Origin of the sequence: Endozoicomonas sp. ALC013 (genome assembly GCF_049310205.1) — a bacterium.
Classification (GTDB): Bacteria; Pseudomonadota; Gammaproteobacteria; order Pseudomonadales; family Endozoicomonadaceae; genus Endozoicomonas.
Map to the genome: position 1 here is coordinate 1 of NZ_JBLYNS010000120.1, position 16,138 is coordinate 16,138.

At 50.2% G+C, this 16,138-nt stretch carries 10 protein-coding genes and 1 pseudogene; 8 read left to right on the forward strand and 3 right to left on the reverse strand.

Features of this window, described 5'->3' with window-relative positions; translation table 11 throughout:
• The first annotated feature begins 27 nt into the window (after positions 1-27).
• From ACO6V1_RS18120 to ACO6V1_RS18130, 3 genes are all read left to right on the forward strand, one after another.
• Positions 28-924 (forward strand): segregation and condensation protein A, encoded by an 897-nt coding sequence (locus ACO6V1_RS18120; RefSeq protein WP_422467920.1) that lies wholly within the window; start codon positions 28-30, stop codon positions 922-924.
• A complete protein-coding gene (gene scpB / locus ACO6V1_RS18125; RefSeq protein ID WP_422467910.1) occupies positions 908-1,792 on the forward strand; it encodes an SMC-Scp complex subunit ScpB in 885 nt (294 codons plus the stop codon). Before ACO6V1_RS18120 ends, scpB begins: the two co-directional genes overlap by 17 nt.
• A 430-nt stretch (positions 1,793-2,222) precedes the next feature.
• Positions 2,223-4,418 carry a hypothetical protein gene (locus tag ACO6V1_RS18130; protein ID WP_422467912.1) on the forward strand — a complete coding sequence of 732 codons (2,196 nt, stop codon included), beginning with the start codon at positions 2,223-2,225 and terminating at the stop codon, positions 4,416-4,418.
• A gap of 157 nt (positions 4,419-4,575) precedes the next feature.
• Here ACO6V1_RS18130 and ACO6V1_RS18135 read toward each other — a convergent pair whose 3' ends face one another.
• Positions 4,576-5,337, reverse strand: a complete 762-nt coding sequence (locus ACO6V1_RS18135) for a hypothetical protein (protein WP_422467914.1) — start codon at positions 5,335-5,337, stop codon at positions 4,576-4,578.
• 466 nt (positions 5,338-5,803) lie between these two features.
• Positions 5,804-6,316, reverse strand: a complete 513-nt coding sequence (locus ACO6V1_RS18140) for a hypothetical protein (RefSeq protein WP_422448605.1) — start codon at positions 6,314-6,316, stop codon at positions 5,804-5,806.
• A gap of 799 nt (positions 6,317-7,115) precedes the next feature.
• Here ACO6V1_RS18140 and ACO6V1_RS18145 point away from each other — a divergent pair.
• The 4 genes and pseudogenes from ACO6V1_RS18145 to ACO6V1_RS18160 all read left to right on the forward strand — a co-directional run bounded on the left by ACO6V1_RS18145 (position 7,116) and on the right by ACO6V1_RS18160 (position 11,550).
• A complete protein-coding gene (locus tag ACO6V1_RS18145; RefSeq protein ID WP_422448609.1) occupies positions 7,116-9,332 on the forward strand; it encodes a M16 family metallopeptidase in 2,217 nt (738 codons plus the stop codon).
• Positions 9,333-9,368: 36 nt separating this feature from the next.
• Positions 9,369-9,734, forward strand: a complete 366-nt coding sequence (locus ACO6V1_RS18150; protein WP_422448611.1) for a hypothetical protein — start codon at positions 9,369-9,371, stop codon at positions 9,732-9,734.
• A gap of 142 nt (positions 9,735-9,876) precedes the next feature.
• Positions 9,877-10,753, forward strand: a pseudogene (locus tag ACO6V1_RS18155) (SbmA/BacA-like family transporter).
• A 59-nt stretch (positions 10,754-10,812) separates the two neighbouring features.
• Positions 10,813-11,550, forward strand: a complete 738-nt coding sequence (locus tag ACO6V1_RS18160) for a TonB family protein (RefSeq protein WP_422467916.1) — start codon at positions 10,813-10,815, stop codon at positions 11,548-11,550.
• 62 nt (positions 11,551-11,612) lie between these two features.
• Here the strand turns inward: ACO6V1_RS18160 and ACO6V1_RS18165 are convergent, their stop codons facing one another.
• Entirely contained in the window at positions 11,613-14,927 is a 3,315-nt protein-coding gene (locus ACO6V1_RS18165) for a hypothetical protein (protein WP_422467918.1), read from the reverse strand.
• A gap of 331 nt (positions 14,928-15,258) precedes the next feature.
• On the opposite strand from ACO6V1_RS18165, the gene rluB reads away from it, so the two are divergent.
• A partial coding sequence (gene rluB, locus ACO6V1_RS18170) for a 23S rRNA pseudouridine(2605) synthase RluB (protein ID WP_422448617.1) occupies positions 15,259-16,138 on the forward strand: 880 nt, incomplete at its 3' end.

Below are 16,138 nucleotides of genomic sequence, written 5' to 3' on the forward strand. Positions count from 1 at the left end.
CCCGGCCCAGCAAGAGGTGAACTGCCCATGACCACGACGGAAGCCGTGGCCGAACAACCAGCACAGACGTCAGCCCCATCGGAAGCAGAATCCGTTGCACCCGAAGCTCCTCATATAAGAGCGGATAAATCGCTGGCACTGGTTAAGGGTCAACCATTCACCAAGCTGCCTGACGATCTCTACATTCCACCGGATGCCCTGGAAGTCTTTCTGGAAGCCTTTGAAGGCCCGCTGGATCTTCTGCTCTACCTGATCAAACGGAACAACATGGATATCCTCGATATCCAGGTGGCCCAGATCACCCATCAGTACATGGAATACGTCAAGCTGATGGAAAGTTCCCAGTTTGAGCTGGCGGCAGAATATCTGGTGATGGCCGCAACACTGGCGGAAATCAAATCCCGAATGCTGTTGCCACGAACCGCAGAAGCTGAAGAGGAAGAAGACGACCCCCGTGCTGAGCTGGTCAGGCGACTGCAGGAGTATGAGCGCTTTAAGAAAGCCGCCGAAGACCTGGATGACCTGCCCAGAATGGGCCGGGATAACTGGCCAGCCAAAGTTCAGCCTCCTGAGTTTGAGCGGGTTCAGATACATCCGGAGGTTGATCTTCAGGATATTCTGGTGGCCCTGAGCGAAGTCATGCGTCGGGCTGATATGTTTGAGCACCACCATGTGGCGGAAGAAGCACTGTCCGTTCGAGAGCGGATGAGCGAGGTGCTTGCCATGCTCTCCCCTGAACGCTTCACCCCCTTTGTGGCACTCTATCGGGTCAGTGAAGGCCGACTGGGCGTGGTGGTCACCTTTATGGCCATTATGGAACTGATCAAGGAATCCCTGATTGAGCTGGTACAAAGCGAACCCTTTGGACCGATTCATGTGAAGGCCCGGAATAACATGGAAAATATCAATGAGCGAAAAGCCTGATCTCTCACTGATTCTGGAAGCAGCGATCATGGCCAGCAGTCGTCCACTGACGATTGAACAGCTGGCGGCCCTCTTTCCGGAAGACAATCGCCCTGATGGCAATGAAATCCGTGAAGCCCTGGTCAAAGTATCTGACGCCTGCGAGAGCCGGGCCTTTGAACTGAAGCAAGTAGCGTCCGGCTTCCGCTTCCAGGTTCGTCAGGCCATGGCTCCCTGGATTGGCGGCCTGTGGGACGAAAAACCTCAGCGCTATACCCGTGCCCTTCTGGAAACCCTGGCCCTGATCGCCTATCGCCAGCCCATTACCCGGGGAGAAATTGAAGATATCCGTGGCGTCAGTGTCAGCAGTAATATCATACGCACCCTGCAGGAGCGGGAGTGGGTTCGCGTTGTCGGCCACCGGGATGTGCCCGGCAGACCCGCCATGTTTGCCACCACCCGGCAATTCCTGGATTACTTCAACCTGCAGAACCTGAATGAACTGCCGCCGCTGTCGGAAATCCGGGACCTGGAAGAAATCGCCAAGGCCCTGGAAATCCCGGAAGAGATTGCCGAAGCACTGGCAGCAGCAGGCGGTACGTTAGAACAGCCGGAGCTGGCAGACCAGGAGATCATCAAAGAGCGTTCGGCCCAGGAGCTGTTCGATGAACTGGACGCCATGGAAGCCGAATTACCTACTGGCTTTAACGACTTGATCAAGAAGCAGAAAATACCATCTCTGCAACTGGAAGAGGAAAAAGAACAACACAGTGCCGCACCAACTGAAGATGAATTAGCCACCTCTTCAGAAAGCCAGACTGCTAATGAGCAGTCATCTGAAGAATCACTTTCTTCCCAGTCTGAAGAGCCAGATGAAACCTTTTATTAATCAAATATTAATCAAAGGCACTCTGAAAGTATTCTTACAGGGTGTCTTCTGGAACAGAGCCCCCTGCCCAGCCCCAAATACCAGTAAAAATAAGCATCCAAGCATAAAAAAAAGCGTATGTGATTCAAACTATTCTTACTAATGCCATACAACTGGCTACCATTAGCCCTCACCATTAACGCGTTTACAAATATAGGAAAAAATAGAAATTGCGTTTCAGAATAGTTAAATACCACATAACCATTTTCCCTTTTAATATTGGCCATATAAGACAATGGATTGATATCAACATAATCAACTTTGTTATGAGGTATTGATTTTGATACGGCAACCAGACTCAAACCCGGCAGGCATTTTCATCGACCCACAACCTGTAACAACCCAGCCTACAGAACCGCAGGGGCAATGGAGAGGGTTGGAGGTAATTCGATTGCAAGCCCGTGAGTTAATTCGGTCATTTAATCCCTTCTATGATCCACCCAATTCCCAACCGCCACCGGATGTTGCAGACTCTGCTGCTGCTATTGACTTTCAGGGCCGTGATGGCAAGACCAGTCACTGCCTGCAGTTCACCGCACTGGCAGGACGGGCGATAGCGGCCTATGCCAACATGCCCCCGGAAATCAATAATGCGCTGAGCTATCTTGCCACCCTCGCGGTTGCAGGACGGCTTGCCAATGATCAGCTTAACGCGTTCACTGCCCACGCCGATTTGGTACCCGAGCCTGGCACACACAGGGAAACACCGGACGAGACTCCGGCAAATGCTAAAAATAAAACCGGAAAAACTTCACTGAACCCACAACAACAGCCTGATAACTCCGCCACCTCAACGCTGCGTGCCAGCCAGTTGCCAAACACCTCCGTGGCACTGGGAGCTCTGGTCGGCCTTTCCGCTGTCGGCGCGTCATCAGCATCCACCCCTGACAATACCCCCTGGGTTGAAGTGGCGGACGCCGAGACACTGGGCAAGATTTGCCAGGATGCAGAATCATGCAGCAATAAATATCGGCTGACAAAGGATATCGACGGTAGCCAATTGCCTAGGCCCATTGGCAATGAAACCCTTCCATTTACTGGCAAGGTGGTCGGTGACTGTCGTACCATCTTCAAACTTCCGCACTGCCTGATAGGACACTTGTCCGGTGACGGCCTTATTGATGACCTGCGCTTTCGTAATGCCAATATTACATCAACAACTACGGCCGGGGTTGCGGCTTGTAAAATGTCAGGCGGTGCCACAATCAGTAATATCCGGGCTGAGCATGCTTACCTTGCTACCCTTGCTACCAATGAAGTTGTAGGCGCAGCTATTGGCGTGGGTAAGGTTAATGGAGGCAATGTTATCAACACAACAGCAATAAACTGCACGGTGGAAGCCTCCATTGGTGATGATATATCAGCAGCATTTGCCGGTATTGCCGTGGGCTGGTTAGACTCGGGAATTGTTACCAACACAAATGTGATGAACTGCACAGTGAAAACTTCCGATTATTCATTCGCCGGTATCGGTGCGGGATATCTGGAACAAGGCGCTGTTACCAACACGACAGCGGTGAACTGCAATTTGGCAACCTCTGGTAGTGAAGCTAACTCCGGTATTGGGGCGGGAGAGAATAAAGGAAGTGTTACCAACACGAAAGCGGTGAACTGTCATATTGAAACAAAGAATCGTTTTGCATATGCCGGAATCGGGGCGGGACTTAGTTATGGATCTGTTACCGACACGACTGCAGTAAACTGCACGGTGACAACCTCGGGCGGACAGGCAGATGCCGGTATTGGGGCGGGAAATAATGTAGGAGCTGTTACCGGCACGACAGCGCTGAACTGCAAAGTGACAACCTCGGGCGGACAGGCAGATGCCGGTATTGGGGCGGGAATTAGTTATGGAGCTGTTACCGACACGGCTGCAGTAAACTGCAATGTGACAACCTCTGGCGCACAGGCAGATGCCGGTATTGGGGCGGGAATTATTAACAAAGGAACTGTTACCGACACCAAGGCGTTTGACAGCATCATTAATAGTGATGGTAAAGCAAATATCACGGGAGGGGATAACCCGGTTATTTGTAATGTCAGAATTAATGGTAATAAACAAACAGACAGTTCCCGAGACTGTCGTTATGGTTTGGATAATGATTTCTGTGCAAATACAGACCCCAGCCTGGTAACACCGGATTGCCAGCCCGTTAAGTATGTTATTGATACATCATACTGTGCTAATGCCACACTGACGCCCCTAATCACAGAGACGCCGGTAACGGTACCGAGTACCAACATTTCCCTTCCCGGCCCGGCTTCTGCCACACTTACCACTTTAACTCCGACAGTGGCATCACTGGGTACAGGCGCTATCACCGGTATCGCCCTGGGTGCCGCGGTGTTTTTTGTGGCGGCCGGTGCTGTTGGTTTCTGCGCCTACCGTTACCGCCAAAGATCATCATCAGCTGATATTGGCCGTAACGAACCCATGCCAATGCACTCCAACAGCCAGCCACGGACTGGTAGACCGTTGGCTGCTCCTCCTCAGCTCAATTACGAGAACGATTTCGAACGGTTGTTGCCTGCCTGCCAGACAGGAGAACACAGCGATGAGGAGCAGCTACTCGAAGATAAACTGTAGAAAAGAACCTGAATGAACTGCCGCCGCTGTCGGAAATCCGGGACCTGGAAGAAGAGGAAGAACCGGGTACTGAACCTTCAGCAAGCCAGACTACTGATGAGCAATCCTCTGAAGAAGTACTTTCTTCCCAGTCTGAAGAGCCCGATAAAACCTTCCATTAATCAACGACACTCTGGAAGTATTCTTCCAGAGTGCCTGCTGGCCCCCCCCCAACCTCACCCAGCTCCTGAAATACCGGTTGAAAATAAGCATCCAACTCATGGGCAAGGTGGTTCCAGTCTTTATTTTTATCGCCATCAAGAAGGTAAGTGAAATCTGGTAATTCTTCGCCATCAAAAAACTCATCTGGAAATTGTGAGTCTAATATATTTTCCTGGTAAAATGAGAAGGAAAGTATTGGCTGATGGACGTCTTTGCTCATATCTGTGCAAAGACGATGACTGTGGCGTAGCATCGTTACATCACACCCTCTCAGATAACTGTCAATTTTATCAAGCCCTTTGCCAAGATCAGACATAACACCTGTATTAATAATACCGTTGATTAGATCATCGAACTTTATTGGAACCATTCCCCGGGTAGTGAGATCGGGTATGTAAGTGTCGAAGGAGTTAACTTTACATTTTTCAAGTAATCTGCAATTCGTTTTCTGCCACGACTCGAGTCTACAGGCAATGGTATGCAATTCTTCCAGTCTGGCTGTTGTGAAATAGTCAGCGATCGTTTCACCAAGTTCTTTCCTGACACTTTCAACGGCCTTATCGCTAGCGCCCTTCCCCGCAGAAGATATTGACGCCAGTTCATTCAAGCTGGATGTCAGAGACTCCTCCAGAATCAGCTCACCGCCACGATAAGCGCAGCCCCCTGCAGCACCTTCAGTGGAATCCGCGTCCTTTACCAGAAGAAGGCTCTTTAACATTTGCTCCAACTCCATGAAGCAATCGGGTTCTGAACCAGGACCTGAACTTAGGGAGGATAAGGGTGAAGCATCATCATCAGAACTCTCATCATCTGAGCCAACCGTAAATTTCACAACCGATGGATTATCAGTTCCACCCAATGCTGGATTCATATAATTATGGGCAGGCAAAACAGCACTTGCAGCCCGAGCACCAACGGCCGTACTGTGCTGAAGATCTTCAGTGGCACGACTCCGAAAAATACCGCCCGCATGTTGAGCATTCGCTGGCAAGGCAGAATCATTCTGGTCATAGCTGTTGCTTTGTGATCCGTTTACAAAGTTTGCCAATCCGGCATTTAGACTTGGCGGAATCATCATTAAACCTTCTAACGATAGATATTTATTCCCCATAGACAACTTGCGTTCTCAATAGGTTCAGTCATTGGAATAATATTTTGATGAGTCAAATCAGGACCTGTGACCATTACAGTGTGTAACTCAGCCCAACCCAATAAGCGCGTCCCATCTGATAACGCTTGCCTGCTGTGGTGTCCGTGTGCGGCAGTTTATTAAACAGGTTAGTAACACGCAGATCCAGCGTCGCCTTGGAATCAGGCGCGTCCCAGAACAAATATTTGGTATTCAGGTCAATTTCATAGTGAACGCTTTTGCCATCATCACCAATGATTTTATCGCTGCGGGAGAATTGATCCCGATTTTTTCTCAGTACGGTTTTCAATCGAACATTACCATCCATGGGAGTTGGAATAGTCAATGCGGCAGTCAACTCATCACTGAACGGTGTATCCAGATCAGACTCCCGATAATCTGTCGGCGAAGTAATGCGATAAACCTCCCAGTCCCCCAGCTCGCCAGTAGCCGTATTGTAGTTACGGCGATAAATCGTGCGATCAGGCTCTTGTGACTTGATAGCGTAACCCACCATGCTTTTAGCGTAATATCGGTTAGCACCTAACGTCAGGAATGTGTCGTCCATAAACTCCCACGCAGCCGTGAGTCTTGGGGCGAGATTATGATTATCAAGAAAATCATCGTGGGAGTAGCGAAGGCCAGCCCTGATATTCCAGGCACCAAGCGCCTGAGAGTACTCACTCCACAGCGCCTGACTATTGATCCGCCCCGGGCATCATGGGCGGCATAGTTTATGTATTGTCTCGCAGCGTTGTCGGCTTTACAGGATGGGTCACCAGCGGGGCAATTCCAGTCCACGCCATTGACAGGACTTTTTTGCAAACCGAAGGAGTTGTAATCGGCAGAGCGGTTTTTTTGAGCCTCGATTGTTTTTAATTCAGCTCCATAATTAACATCGCCAGAAAATAACGGAGAGCTTGCCTTAAAATTCCAGGTGTAATCCGTTTGTGTCTGTTCAAGGTCACCAACGCCGCCTTCATAACAGTTCGTTGCATCACACCAGTCAACCGTAGAACCGGACCAGCGATACTGATAATTGGGCGAGTTTCTGCTGGCATCACTATGCTGCACCGAAATCTTTGACTCCCAACGGGTTTCACCACTGAACCCGTTTACGGACAGGTAACTCTGCAAGCCGGAAGAATCATTATCATTTGCAACTAACCCGGAACCATAATCCTTCTAACACTGGTGCAGTTGCTAACATGCGGAATTTTTGGTGTTTTATTCGAAGAAAAATACATACAACAATAATTGTTTGTGTTGCTTCAGCCTTCATAACTTCATTCGCCCAGGCGACTGAAACACCAAAGTGGGATGACCAGCTAATCGTACAAACGCTGAACAACGGCTTTCGATATGTTGTGCACGACAGTAATCAGGAAAGCGCCCCCTTCAACCTCCGCCTGATTGTCAATGTGGGCTCGGTTGACGATGAACTAAAAGGTATGGCCCACATTATTGAGCATATGGTTTTTCGCACAAATTCCGGCCTTGGGAGTTCCGTTCATCAATACCTTGATAAAACAGGCTGGTTTACCGGCCGCCAGATTAATGCCGTAACCCGTCAAACTGAAACGCAGTATATGTTGCGTACGCGCCCGAATGACGCGCTTAACCTGACTGAGTCTGTAGCGCTCCTTCATCATATTGCCTTTAATGCCGCCATGCAGGAACAGGATTGGGCTGTTGAAAAAAAAGTCATTATCGAGGAGATGAGGCTGGGTACCGGTGTGGCTGAGCGCATTAATAACGAAAAAAAAGCCATCGTTCGCAATAACTCCCGATACGTACAACGACCCACCATTGGTTTGGCAGAAGATGTGCAAAAAGTAGCGGTGCAGGATATCAAAGATTTTTACACCAGGTTTTACGTTCCTGCCAACATGACCCTGGTCGTCTCTGGCAATATTGATGAAAAAACACTCCAAAAAGCCATAGCCGATACCTTTGGGAAACAACCGTTCAAAGCCAAGCCTGAGAGGGATTATCTGGAACTGCCCCTGCAAAAGCAGCGCTTTATCGGCAAAGTTCAGGATCCTCAGGGTGTGACCTCAATGGTGTCCATGGGTTTTCGTAGCCCGCTGCAACCCTATGACAGAATGGCCGGGCTATACCAGCGCTTACAAAATTACTTTCTCAGAAAGCTGGCGGTCAGTCAGGTGCGTTCGCAATTGGATGCCCACGCTGATCAGGGTATCGAGTCGCTTTCAATGACGTTCAAAGAGTCGACCAATGAACGGCTGGTAGTTGCCCTGGCAGCTCGTACCGCTAACCACGATCAAGGGATGGTTGCGGTGCTGACTGAAATTGAACGACTGAAGCAGAACGGACTACGCCGGACTGAACTGGAGAAACTGAAAGAGAAAGCGAAAAAGACGATTGCAAACAATGTTGAGGCTGCTTCCCTACGCAACTTTCAGCAATGGGAAGACAAAATAACAACGGCCATTATGCAAGACGGTATGTTGGAAGATTATAACGTCCGGGCTAAACGTAACCTGCAGTGGATTGACGCCATGACGCTGGATGAATTAAACGCACGCTTGCGCACTCTGCTCAGTGCTGATGACCAGTTTGTCTATTATCAAGTTCCGGGAGCCATGGCGCGCAACCTGCCATCTCAACAACACATTGATCAATTACAAAGTAGCATTGCCAGTAAGCCTTTGTCTTATGAAGTTTACAGTTCAAGTCGAATTGTCAGTGCGCCAGCCATAAAAGAAAAGACAACAATACACTGGCCAGAAGATAAACAGCACCACGGGACAGCAATCAAGCCTGAGGCCTGGGATAAAACGTCAGTTAAACGATGGACGCTGGACAATGGTGACTCGGTTGTCTGGCTGAACCGACCAACCGCTGATGGGAACCTGTATATAAAAATGCTTTCCAGTGCGGGCTATGAAAACCAGCAGTCGCCTGCCTGGTTAAGTCGGGTTGCGGCCCAGGTCTGGGAACAGGCTGATTTTTCTTTTGCTACCGCAACCCAGGTTTCTGCCTGGAAAGCCGAACAGGGAGTACAGTGGCAATGGTCACAAAAACAACAGCAGCTTGATCTGAGTGCACTCATTCAGCCGGAAAAACTGCCATCATTGATGGCGCTGTATGCGGCGCATCATAAACACTGGCGCATAACTGAGCGTGAGTTTAAGCAGTTGAACCGCCAAATTCTGGCAGAATCGGGCTCAATGGCAACGACAGCAGGTGCATCACTTGTGAATGTTGACGCATCAGGTTCCCTGCAACCCCATTCACTGACACAACCAATGCTGGAACAAAAGATTCAGGCATTGAGTGAGCAGCCTGTTACGTTATTTATTGTCGGTGAACTTGCCCAAGGTTCCATTACCGAATCCGTGATCCCCTATTTGGCAGGGCTGCCCCGGCAGAAGGCAACGGCTATAAGCAACGAGCGCCAGCCCGGTGGCCACCAAAAAATAGATCGCAAGATCCACAATGACAACAAGGCGACAGTGACAGTAAAAGGCATCAGCACAATGCCATGGAGTCCGGAAGCCAGTTTTCTGGTGTCAACGCTTAACCCGATTATCCAGAAGGCTCTGAAAAATGAATTATGACATAAGCTCGGTGGTGTCTACCGGCTGCAGTTTGAGATGCTGCTGGACCAGGGGGGCCTGGTAACCACTCGCCTGCACTTTGTCACTGCACCGGAAAGGGTTGATGAGCTGCTTAACGCCGCTAACCGGGTTCTGGCTAATCTGAACACACCATTAGACAACGAGAACTTTGCCCGAATTCGTGAGGACATCGCCTTTGCCGAAAGTCTTCGACTAAAAGACAACAACACCTGGCTAAGGAGGCTGGCACTCAGTTTTGCCCGGTACGATTCACCAGAGTATCTCGAAAGCATGTCTGAGCTGCACCAGCAGGTGAACCATACGGCCATGAAGTCTCTGACAAAACAGATTTTTCCACAAAGCAACCAGATCGTGACAGTGGATTTACCCAGGCAATCCTGATTCAACAATGCAGCCGGTTTTTTAGCAGTTGTTATAAATATTTCACAGAAGTAGATGGACTATGTTTAAAAGTTTTTTTCTTGATGCCCGTTGGCGCCTCTGGTCCTGGGCGGGCACCCTGTTGATCTTCGCCGCCTCCTGGATGAAGGCAGAGATTGATGTGGATATCAACAGCTGGTTCGGTGACTTTTATAACGCGATTCAGAGTGCTCTCTCCAATCCGGGATCAGTTACTGAAAAGGAGTTGCTCAGCCATCTCTTGACCTTTGGCAAGATATCCGTGGTTTTTATCGCTATTGCTGTCTTTCTTGAGTTTTTCTTAAGGCATTATGTTTTTCGCTGGCGCATCGCAGCGAGTACAGGAAGACACCATGCGCTTTGCAAAAATTGTTGAAGGGCTTGGTGTTTCTCTGCTGCGTTCAATTTTTACCCTTGCCATGTTCCAACCGCTGTTGTGGGAGTTGAGCAAGAAGGTTAATCAGGTGCCGTTTATTGGCCAGGTAGACCATGTTCTCATTTACGTAGCTATTTTGACGTCCATCGTTGGCACCGTGCTTCTGGCTGTCGTTGGGGTTAAGCTGCCAGGTCTTGAGTTTAACAACCAGAAAGCCGAAGCCGCTCTGCGCAAAGAGCTGGTTTTGGGTGAAGATGACGAAACCCGGGCTCAGCCCAAGTCCGTCAAAGAGTTATTTCTCCACGTCCGGGCAAACTATGTTGCGATCTATCAGCACTACCTGTACTTCGACCTGACCAAGTGGTCGTATTTACAATTGTCGTCCATTGTCCCCTATGTGGTCATGGTGCCAACCATTGTTGGCGGGGTCATCACTCTCGGCGTGATGCAACAGATTCTGCGGGCATTTAACCGCGTTGAAGGCTCTTTGCACTTTTTGATTAACAGCTGGTCCACCATCGTTGAGCTGATGTCGGTGTATAAACGACTAAAGTCGTTTGAAGATCAGATTAACGAAGCTTGCGCAACCAGCAATGTCGGTAAGCTCTCGACTAACACTATTTAATGGGAGCTTTGCGGCAGATGGGTGCAGATTGGTCATCAAGGTTTCCGATATATCTTGGGATGTCTTTATTCATTCATTTTGGCATGGCTTTGGCGATGCCAGAAGATAGTGCCGAGATCCCGGTGGCCTGGCCATCGAACAGCAACGTTATCAGCATTGGCATTCAGACAGCAATGGCAGGCACGTTTAATTCACAGCCAGTGAGTGAGTCGTTACCCAAGTTGAACTCCGAAACGGTAAAGGTCGAAGAGGTTGCACCGGAGCAGGTAAAACAACAGCCGCCCCAAACCACTGGAAAACCAATATTACAGCCACAGAAGAAGCCTGACATAAAGCAACAGCCTGAAAAAAAACCTGAGGCTTTGCCAAAGCCTCCTGAACTCGAACAACAGCCGACGCCTCAACAAGCCCGGCCTGCAATGAAGGCGGGTCATCAAGGTGTCAGTGGTTCCAGTGAAGCGCCATTAAAGCAGACAGAAACCAGGCAGAAAACCACAGAAGGCGGTGCTCGTGAAGCTGCGTTCGATAGCTATGTACTGGAACACTTGCTCGCCAGAAAGAAAAATCCCAGGCTGTTAAAGCGTCGACGCCTCAAGGCAGACGTGATGGTGGAGTTTGTAATCGATCGCCACGGGGCGCTGTTGCAGAGCAGCATTACCAAACCGTCGCGCATAAGAGAGTTTGATCGCGCCGCTATAAAATTGATAAAAACTGCCAGTCCTTTTCCACGGGCTCCTGAATATGTCGGGTGGGACCAACGCCGCTATGAAATCGTGCTCAACTATGAGGTTCGTTAGGGTCACAGGTTGCTGTCGCTCAATACACCGATGCAACCAGAGTTCATCGAGTTGGGTTTTCCTTATTCAGGGTGCATCAGCGCAAGCAGTGTTTTGACAAATTCCTTTTTCTTGCATTGGTAATCATTAACTGGCTGAAAGGCCGATAGCCAGCCATTCACTCTGTGCTCAAAACCCTTACGCCACAGATGGCTGAGCAATTTCATGTGAAGATTCTGAGTCAATGCATAAAGGCGTCGGCGCTCTTGCCCCTGGTTTGTCCGGTCGTCCGGGTTTCCGGGGTCTCCTTGAGCGTGCAGTGCAATAAACTGCCGGGCTTTATTCAGGGTAAGCAAAGAGCGTATCAGCAAACCATAAATACGGTCACTGGTGTTTTGGGGGGTGTTAAAAAGAATGGTTCGGGGCAAGGCAAATGCCGCTCCTTTTTGCAACTGCTCAGTGAGCGGATCGAGGTTATCGGTGAGAAATTTCAGCGTATCGTTCAACAACCTGGTTTCTTCAGCAAACGACAAACACCACACCAACTTCTCTACGCCGGGAACTTGAACGGCCAGTCGTGCCGCGTTTTGATGACCTACTCTGTCGTCCACGCTGACCTGCAGCCCCATTGCCCTGGCACCCAGATCACCGTCTGTCAGATTGATATTGAAAGCTTTTGGCAGTTTAATCGCCGGACATCCCGGGACTGGCCCGATGATGACACTTTGGGGGATTTCTGAATCCCTGTCGACATTCAATGTCCGCAGCTCTCCAAACAGGACTCTGGCAGGCTCTTCTGCCGTGCAAATAAGGTCTATGTCGTTGTATGATGAGCAGCGGTTTTGTAAGTAACGGGCATAGGAACCGGTAATCAGGATGGGGGGACAGGGATAAGCGTCATTGATTACCTGAATAATCTCCAGTGTTCTGAGCGTTAGCGAATTTAACTGCGGAACCTGATGATCCAAAAAAACCGCTCTGCCTGTAGTGAACGTATTTTCTTCTGTTTCACACCAGTACTCACGGGGCGGGTAAGGGAATGGATGTTCCCTGCCGAAATTGGCCACGGATGCTTCAACCGCTCTTTCTCTTCGACCAGGGTATTCTAAAACCGGGATCGCGACAGGCAGTTGGCCTCTATAGCCATATCCGGCGTTATTGACACCGTTGGCGGAATATCTGTTTTCATGACCAAAGCCAGACCGGAAGTTATCTGTGGTCTGTCTATACGATTCAGGTCTGTACGATACCGGGCACTCTCTACGAACGGCAACAGCAGCGACATGCTGACTGGCAGAGGCTGCGTATCTGTACCGACTATCACTGGCGACAGCATTTTCCGGATTAAACAGAAACTTATCCCCTGTGCCTGTTTCGTAGAGGCACTGTTCAAGGTCGCGCCCTAAAGCATGGCGCAGTTTACTTCCTTCAGGAAAACCCTTAAGGCATTCCAACACCTGATGCCTTTGGATTCTTCGTCCATAAACAGGCTGTCCAGTGATATAACAGTGTTTCAGGAAAAAGAAATAGATGCGCGAATTCTGAAATGAGGGCCTCAGTGTCTGGATGGAATGCAATACCTGTTCTGCGGACAATCTCTGGTGATCAATGGTCAATCCATTCTGCATAGCCATGAAGATCAATCTACATCGCAATCGTTGTTGCTTATCTTTGATCAATATGCTGTCCAGAAGTTGCCAGGCCTTTTGGATGGCATCCTGAGCATCATTGCTTTCATCGTATCGCTGAGGTTGTTGCAACCTGTGCATCAGGTATTCAATCTGCCTTGCGGCATGATTTCCGGGGGCTTCATTATACGCTTCCAGTACTTTCAGGTTATCCAGATAGCTGCCATTCAATTCTCTGGCATTCAATGCCAACCGGGAATAAAAAATCGCTCTTTCGAGCAACCACCCCCCCCGTTCATAATCCTTAACCACGGCATCCGGTGTGACCTGTCGGCCATTCAAATGCAGCCCCCTCAGGCAACATTCTGCTTTGAAGCGCCCTAGCTCCAGAGTTGCCCTGGCTGCCTTATAATCCCTGACCACGGTATCCGGTGTGACCTGCTGGCCCTTAACCATCAGGTTCCTCAGGCAACATTCCGCTTTGAAACGTGCCAGCTCAAGCATTGCATTGGCTGACTGATAACCCTCAATCACCTCATCAGGGGTCACCTGTCGGCCATTCAACACCGTGCCCTTCAGGCAACACAGTTCCTTAAAGCGCGCTCTTCCCAGCTTGCCACCGGTATCATTATCCGGGAAACTCTTTAACACAGCATCCGGTCTGACCGGCTGGCCATTTAACGCCAGCCCCTTCAGCCAACACTCTTCCATAAAGTGTGCCAGCCCCAGTACTGATTTATTGGCCCGGTAACCGTTAACCACCGTATCCGGTGAAACCTGCTGGCCATTCAACGGCAGCCCTCTCAGGCAACATTCCTCTTTGAAGTGCGCCACTCCCCGTTTGCCTTCCGGACTACCCGGGTAATCCTCCACCACCTCTTCCGGCGTGACCCGTCGGCCATGCAACAGCAGGTCCCTGAGGCAACATTCGGCTTTGAAGCGCGCCAGTTCCAATCTTGCCCCGACTGCCTGATAGCCCCTAACCACTTCCTCCGATGTGATCTGTCGGCCATTCAATGGCAGGCGTTTCAGGCAACATTCCGCTTTGAAGCGCGCGATACCCAGCCGACCTTTCGGATTATCCGGGAAATCCTTCACCACCGCATCCGGTGAGACCGGCTCGCCATTCAACGCCATCCCTCTCATGCAACACTCCTCTTTGAAGCGCGCTATACCCAGTTTGCCTTCCGGGCTATCCGGGAACTCCTTCACTACCGCATCCGGTCTGACCGGGCGACCATTTAACATCAGGCCCTTCAGGCAGCATTCCGACTTAAAGCGCGCTATCCCCAGTTTGCCTTGCGGACTATCCGGAAAATCGTTAACCACCTCAGCCGTTGTGACCGGCTGGCCAGCCAACAGCAGTCCCTTCAGGCAGCATTCCGACTTAAAGCGTGCCAGCTCCAGTGTTGCTTTAAGGTCCTGATAACCCTTAACTACCTCATCTGGTGTGACCGGCTGGCCATTTAACGCCAGGCCATTCAGGCAGCATTCCGACTTAAAGCGCGCTATCGCTAATAGGTACTTATTGTTTTGATCTGGTTTCCGGTTGAATTCCTGAATCACCTGTTCCGGAGTCACTCTTTTATTGTCATAAAGAATGTTCTGCAGGCAAAGTTTGAGCAGGAAGAAGCCACTTCTAAGAGACGATCTATCAGTTCCGTAGGCTGCAAGCACACTGGCCGGGGTGATTCGATGTCCATATAATGTTTTTCTCCCCCAGAAGTCATCCTCAGTAAACTTGCCGTAATCCGGGGGGGCAGCGGCCATTCTATAAGGCTGATAGTTTGCGACCCTTTTACCGTTAAATGTATGTCCGGGGTGTTCTGGCATCCCGCTGAAACCGGCTCTCTGGTCAACCCAGAGAGCAGACTGTGCATGGTAGTAGGCTGGTAAAATTGTTTTCAGAATAAAACCCTGCTAGCTGAGGCTATAAACACCGCCGTTTGACCACAAAATGATTATCAGGTTCCATTCCTCTTCTTTATTTCACCTGTTTACTCTATTTCACTGCGGCTCAACCGGATTGTTTGTACCCGAACCTCCCGTTATACTGCGTTCCCTCTTGTTAAATTCCGGGCGGAGACCCCGCCGATATCCCATGACCACAGAAACTACACTCCCTCCGCAGGGCGAAAAACTGCAAAAGATCCTGGCGGGCGCTGGCCTTGGCTCACGCCGTGAGATGGAGCGCTGGATCACTGAAGGACGCATCAGCGTCAACGGTGTCAAAGCCAGCCTTGGCGACCGTGCAGCCCTGGCCGACGTTATTGCCGTGGACGGCCGGGTTATTAAGCTGGACGCTTACGCCTCTGGTATTCGCCGTGTCATCGCTTATAACAAACCGGAAGGCGAAATCTGCAGCCGTTCTGACAAAGAAGGCCGTCCAACGGTCTTTGATAAACTCCCTAAACTGAAGGGCGAGCGCTGGATCTCCATCGGCCGTCTGGACCTCAATACCTCCGGTCTGCTGCTGTTTACCAACGATGGCGAACTGGCCAGCCGCCTGATGCACCCCTCTCATTCCATTGAGCGGGAGTACGCCGTGCGGGTCATGGGTGATATTACCCAGCAGAAAGTGAAAAACCTGTTTGAAGGTGTCGAGCTGGAAGACGGCATGGCTCGTTTTACCGATATTGTGGACTCCGGCGGTACTGGCATTAACCACTGGTTTCACGTCTGTATTCTTGAAGGGCGTAACCGTGAAGTCCGCCGTCTCTGGGAATCCCAGGATCTGAAAGTCAGCCGTTTGAAGCGGGTCCGTTTTGGCAGCATGATCATTCCTGATCACCTGCGTCAGGGGCAGTTCCAGGAGTTGGAAAAACAGGATATCGACGCGCTTGCCGCACTGGTGGACCTGTCACCCGCACCCGCCTTCCATAAAAAGCCGCAGGATCGGCTGAAAAAGAACGAAGTGCAGGCCAGGAAAGTCAAAGGCAGTACCAAACGTTTCAGTCCTCATCCGAAAAAGCGCTCCCGCT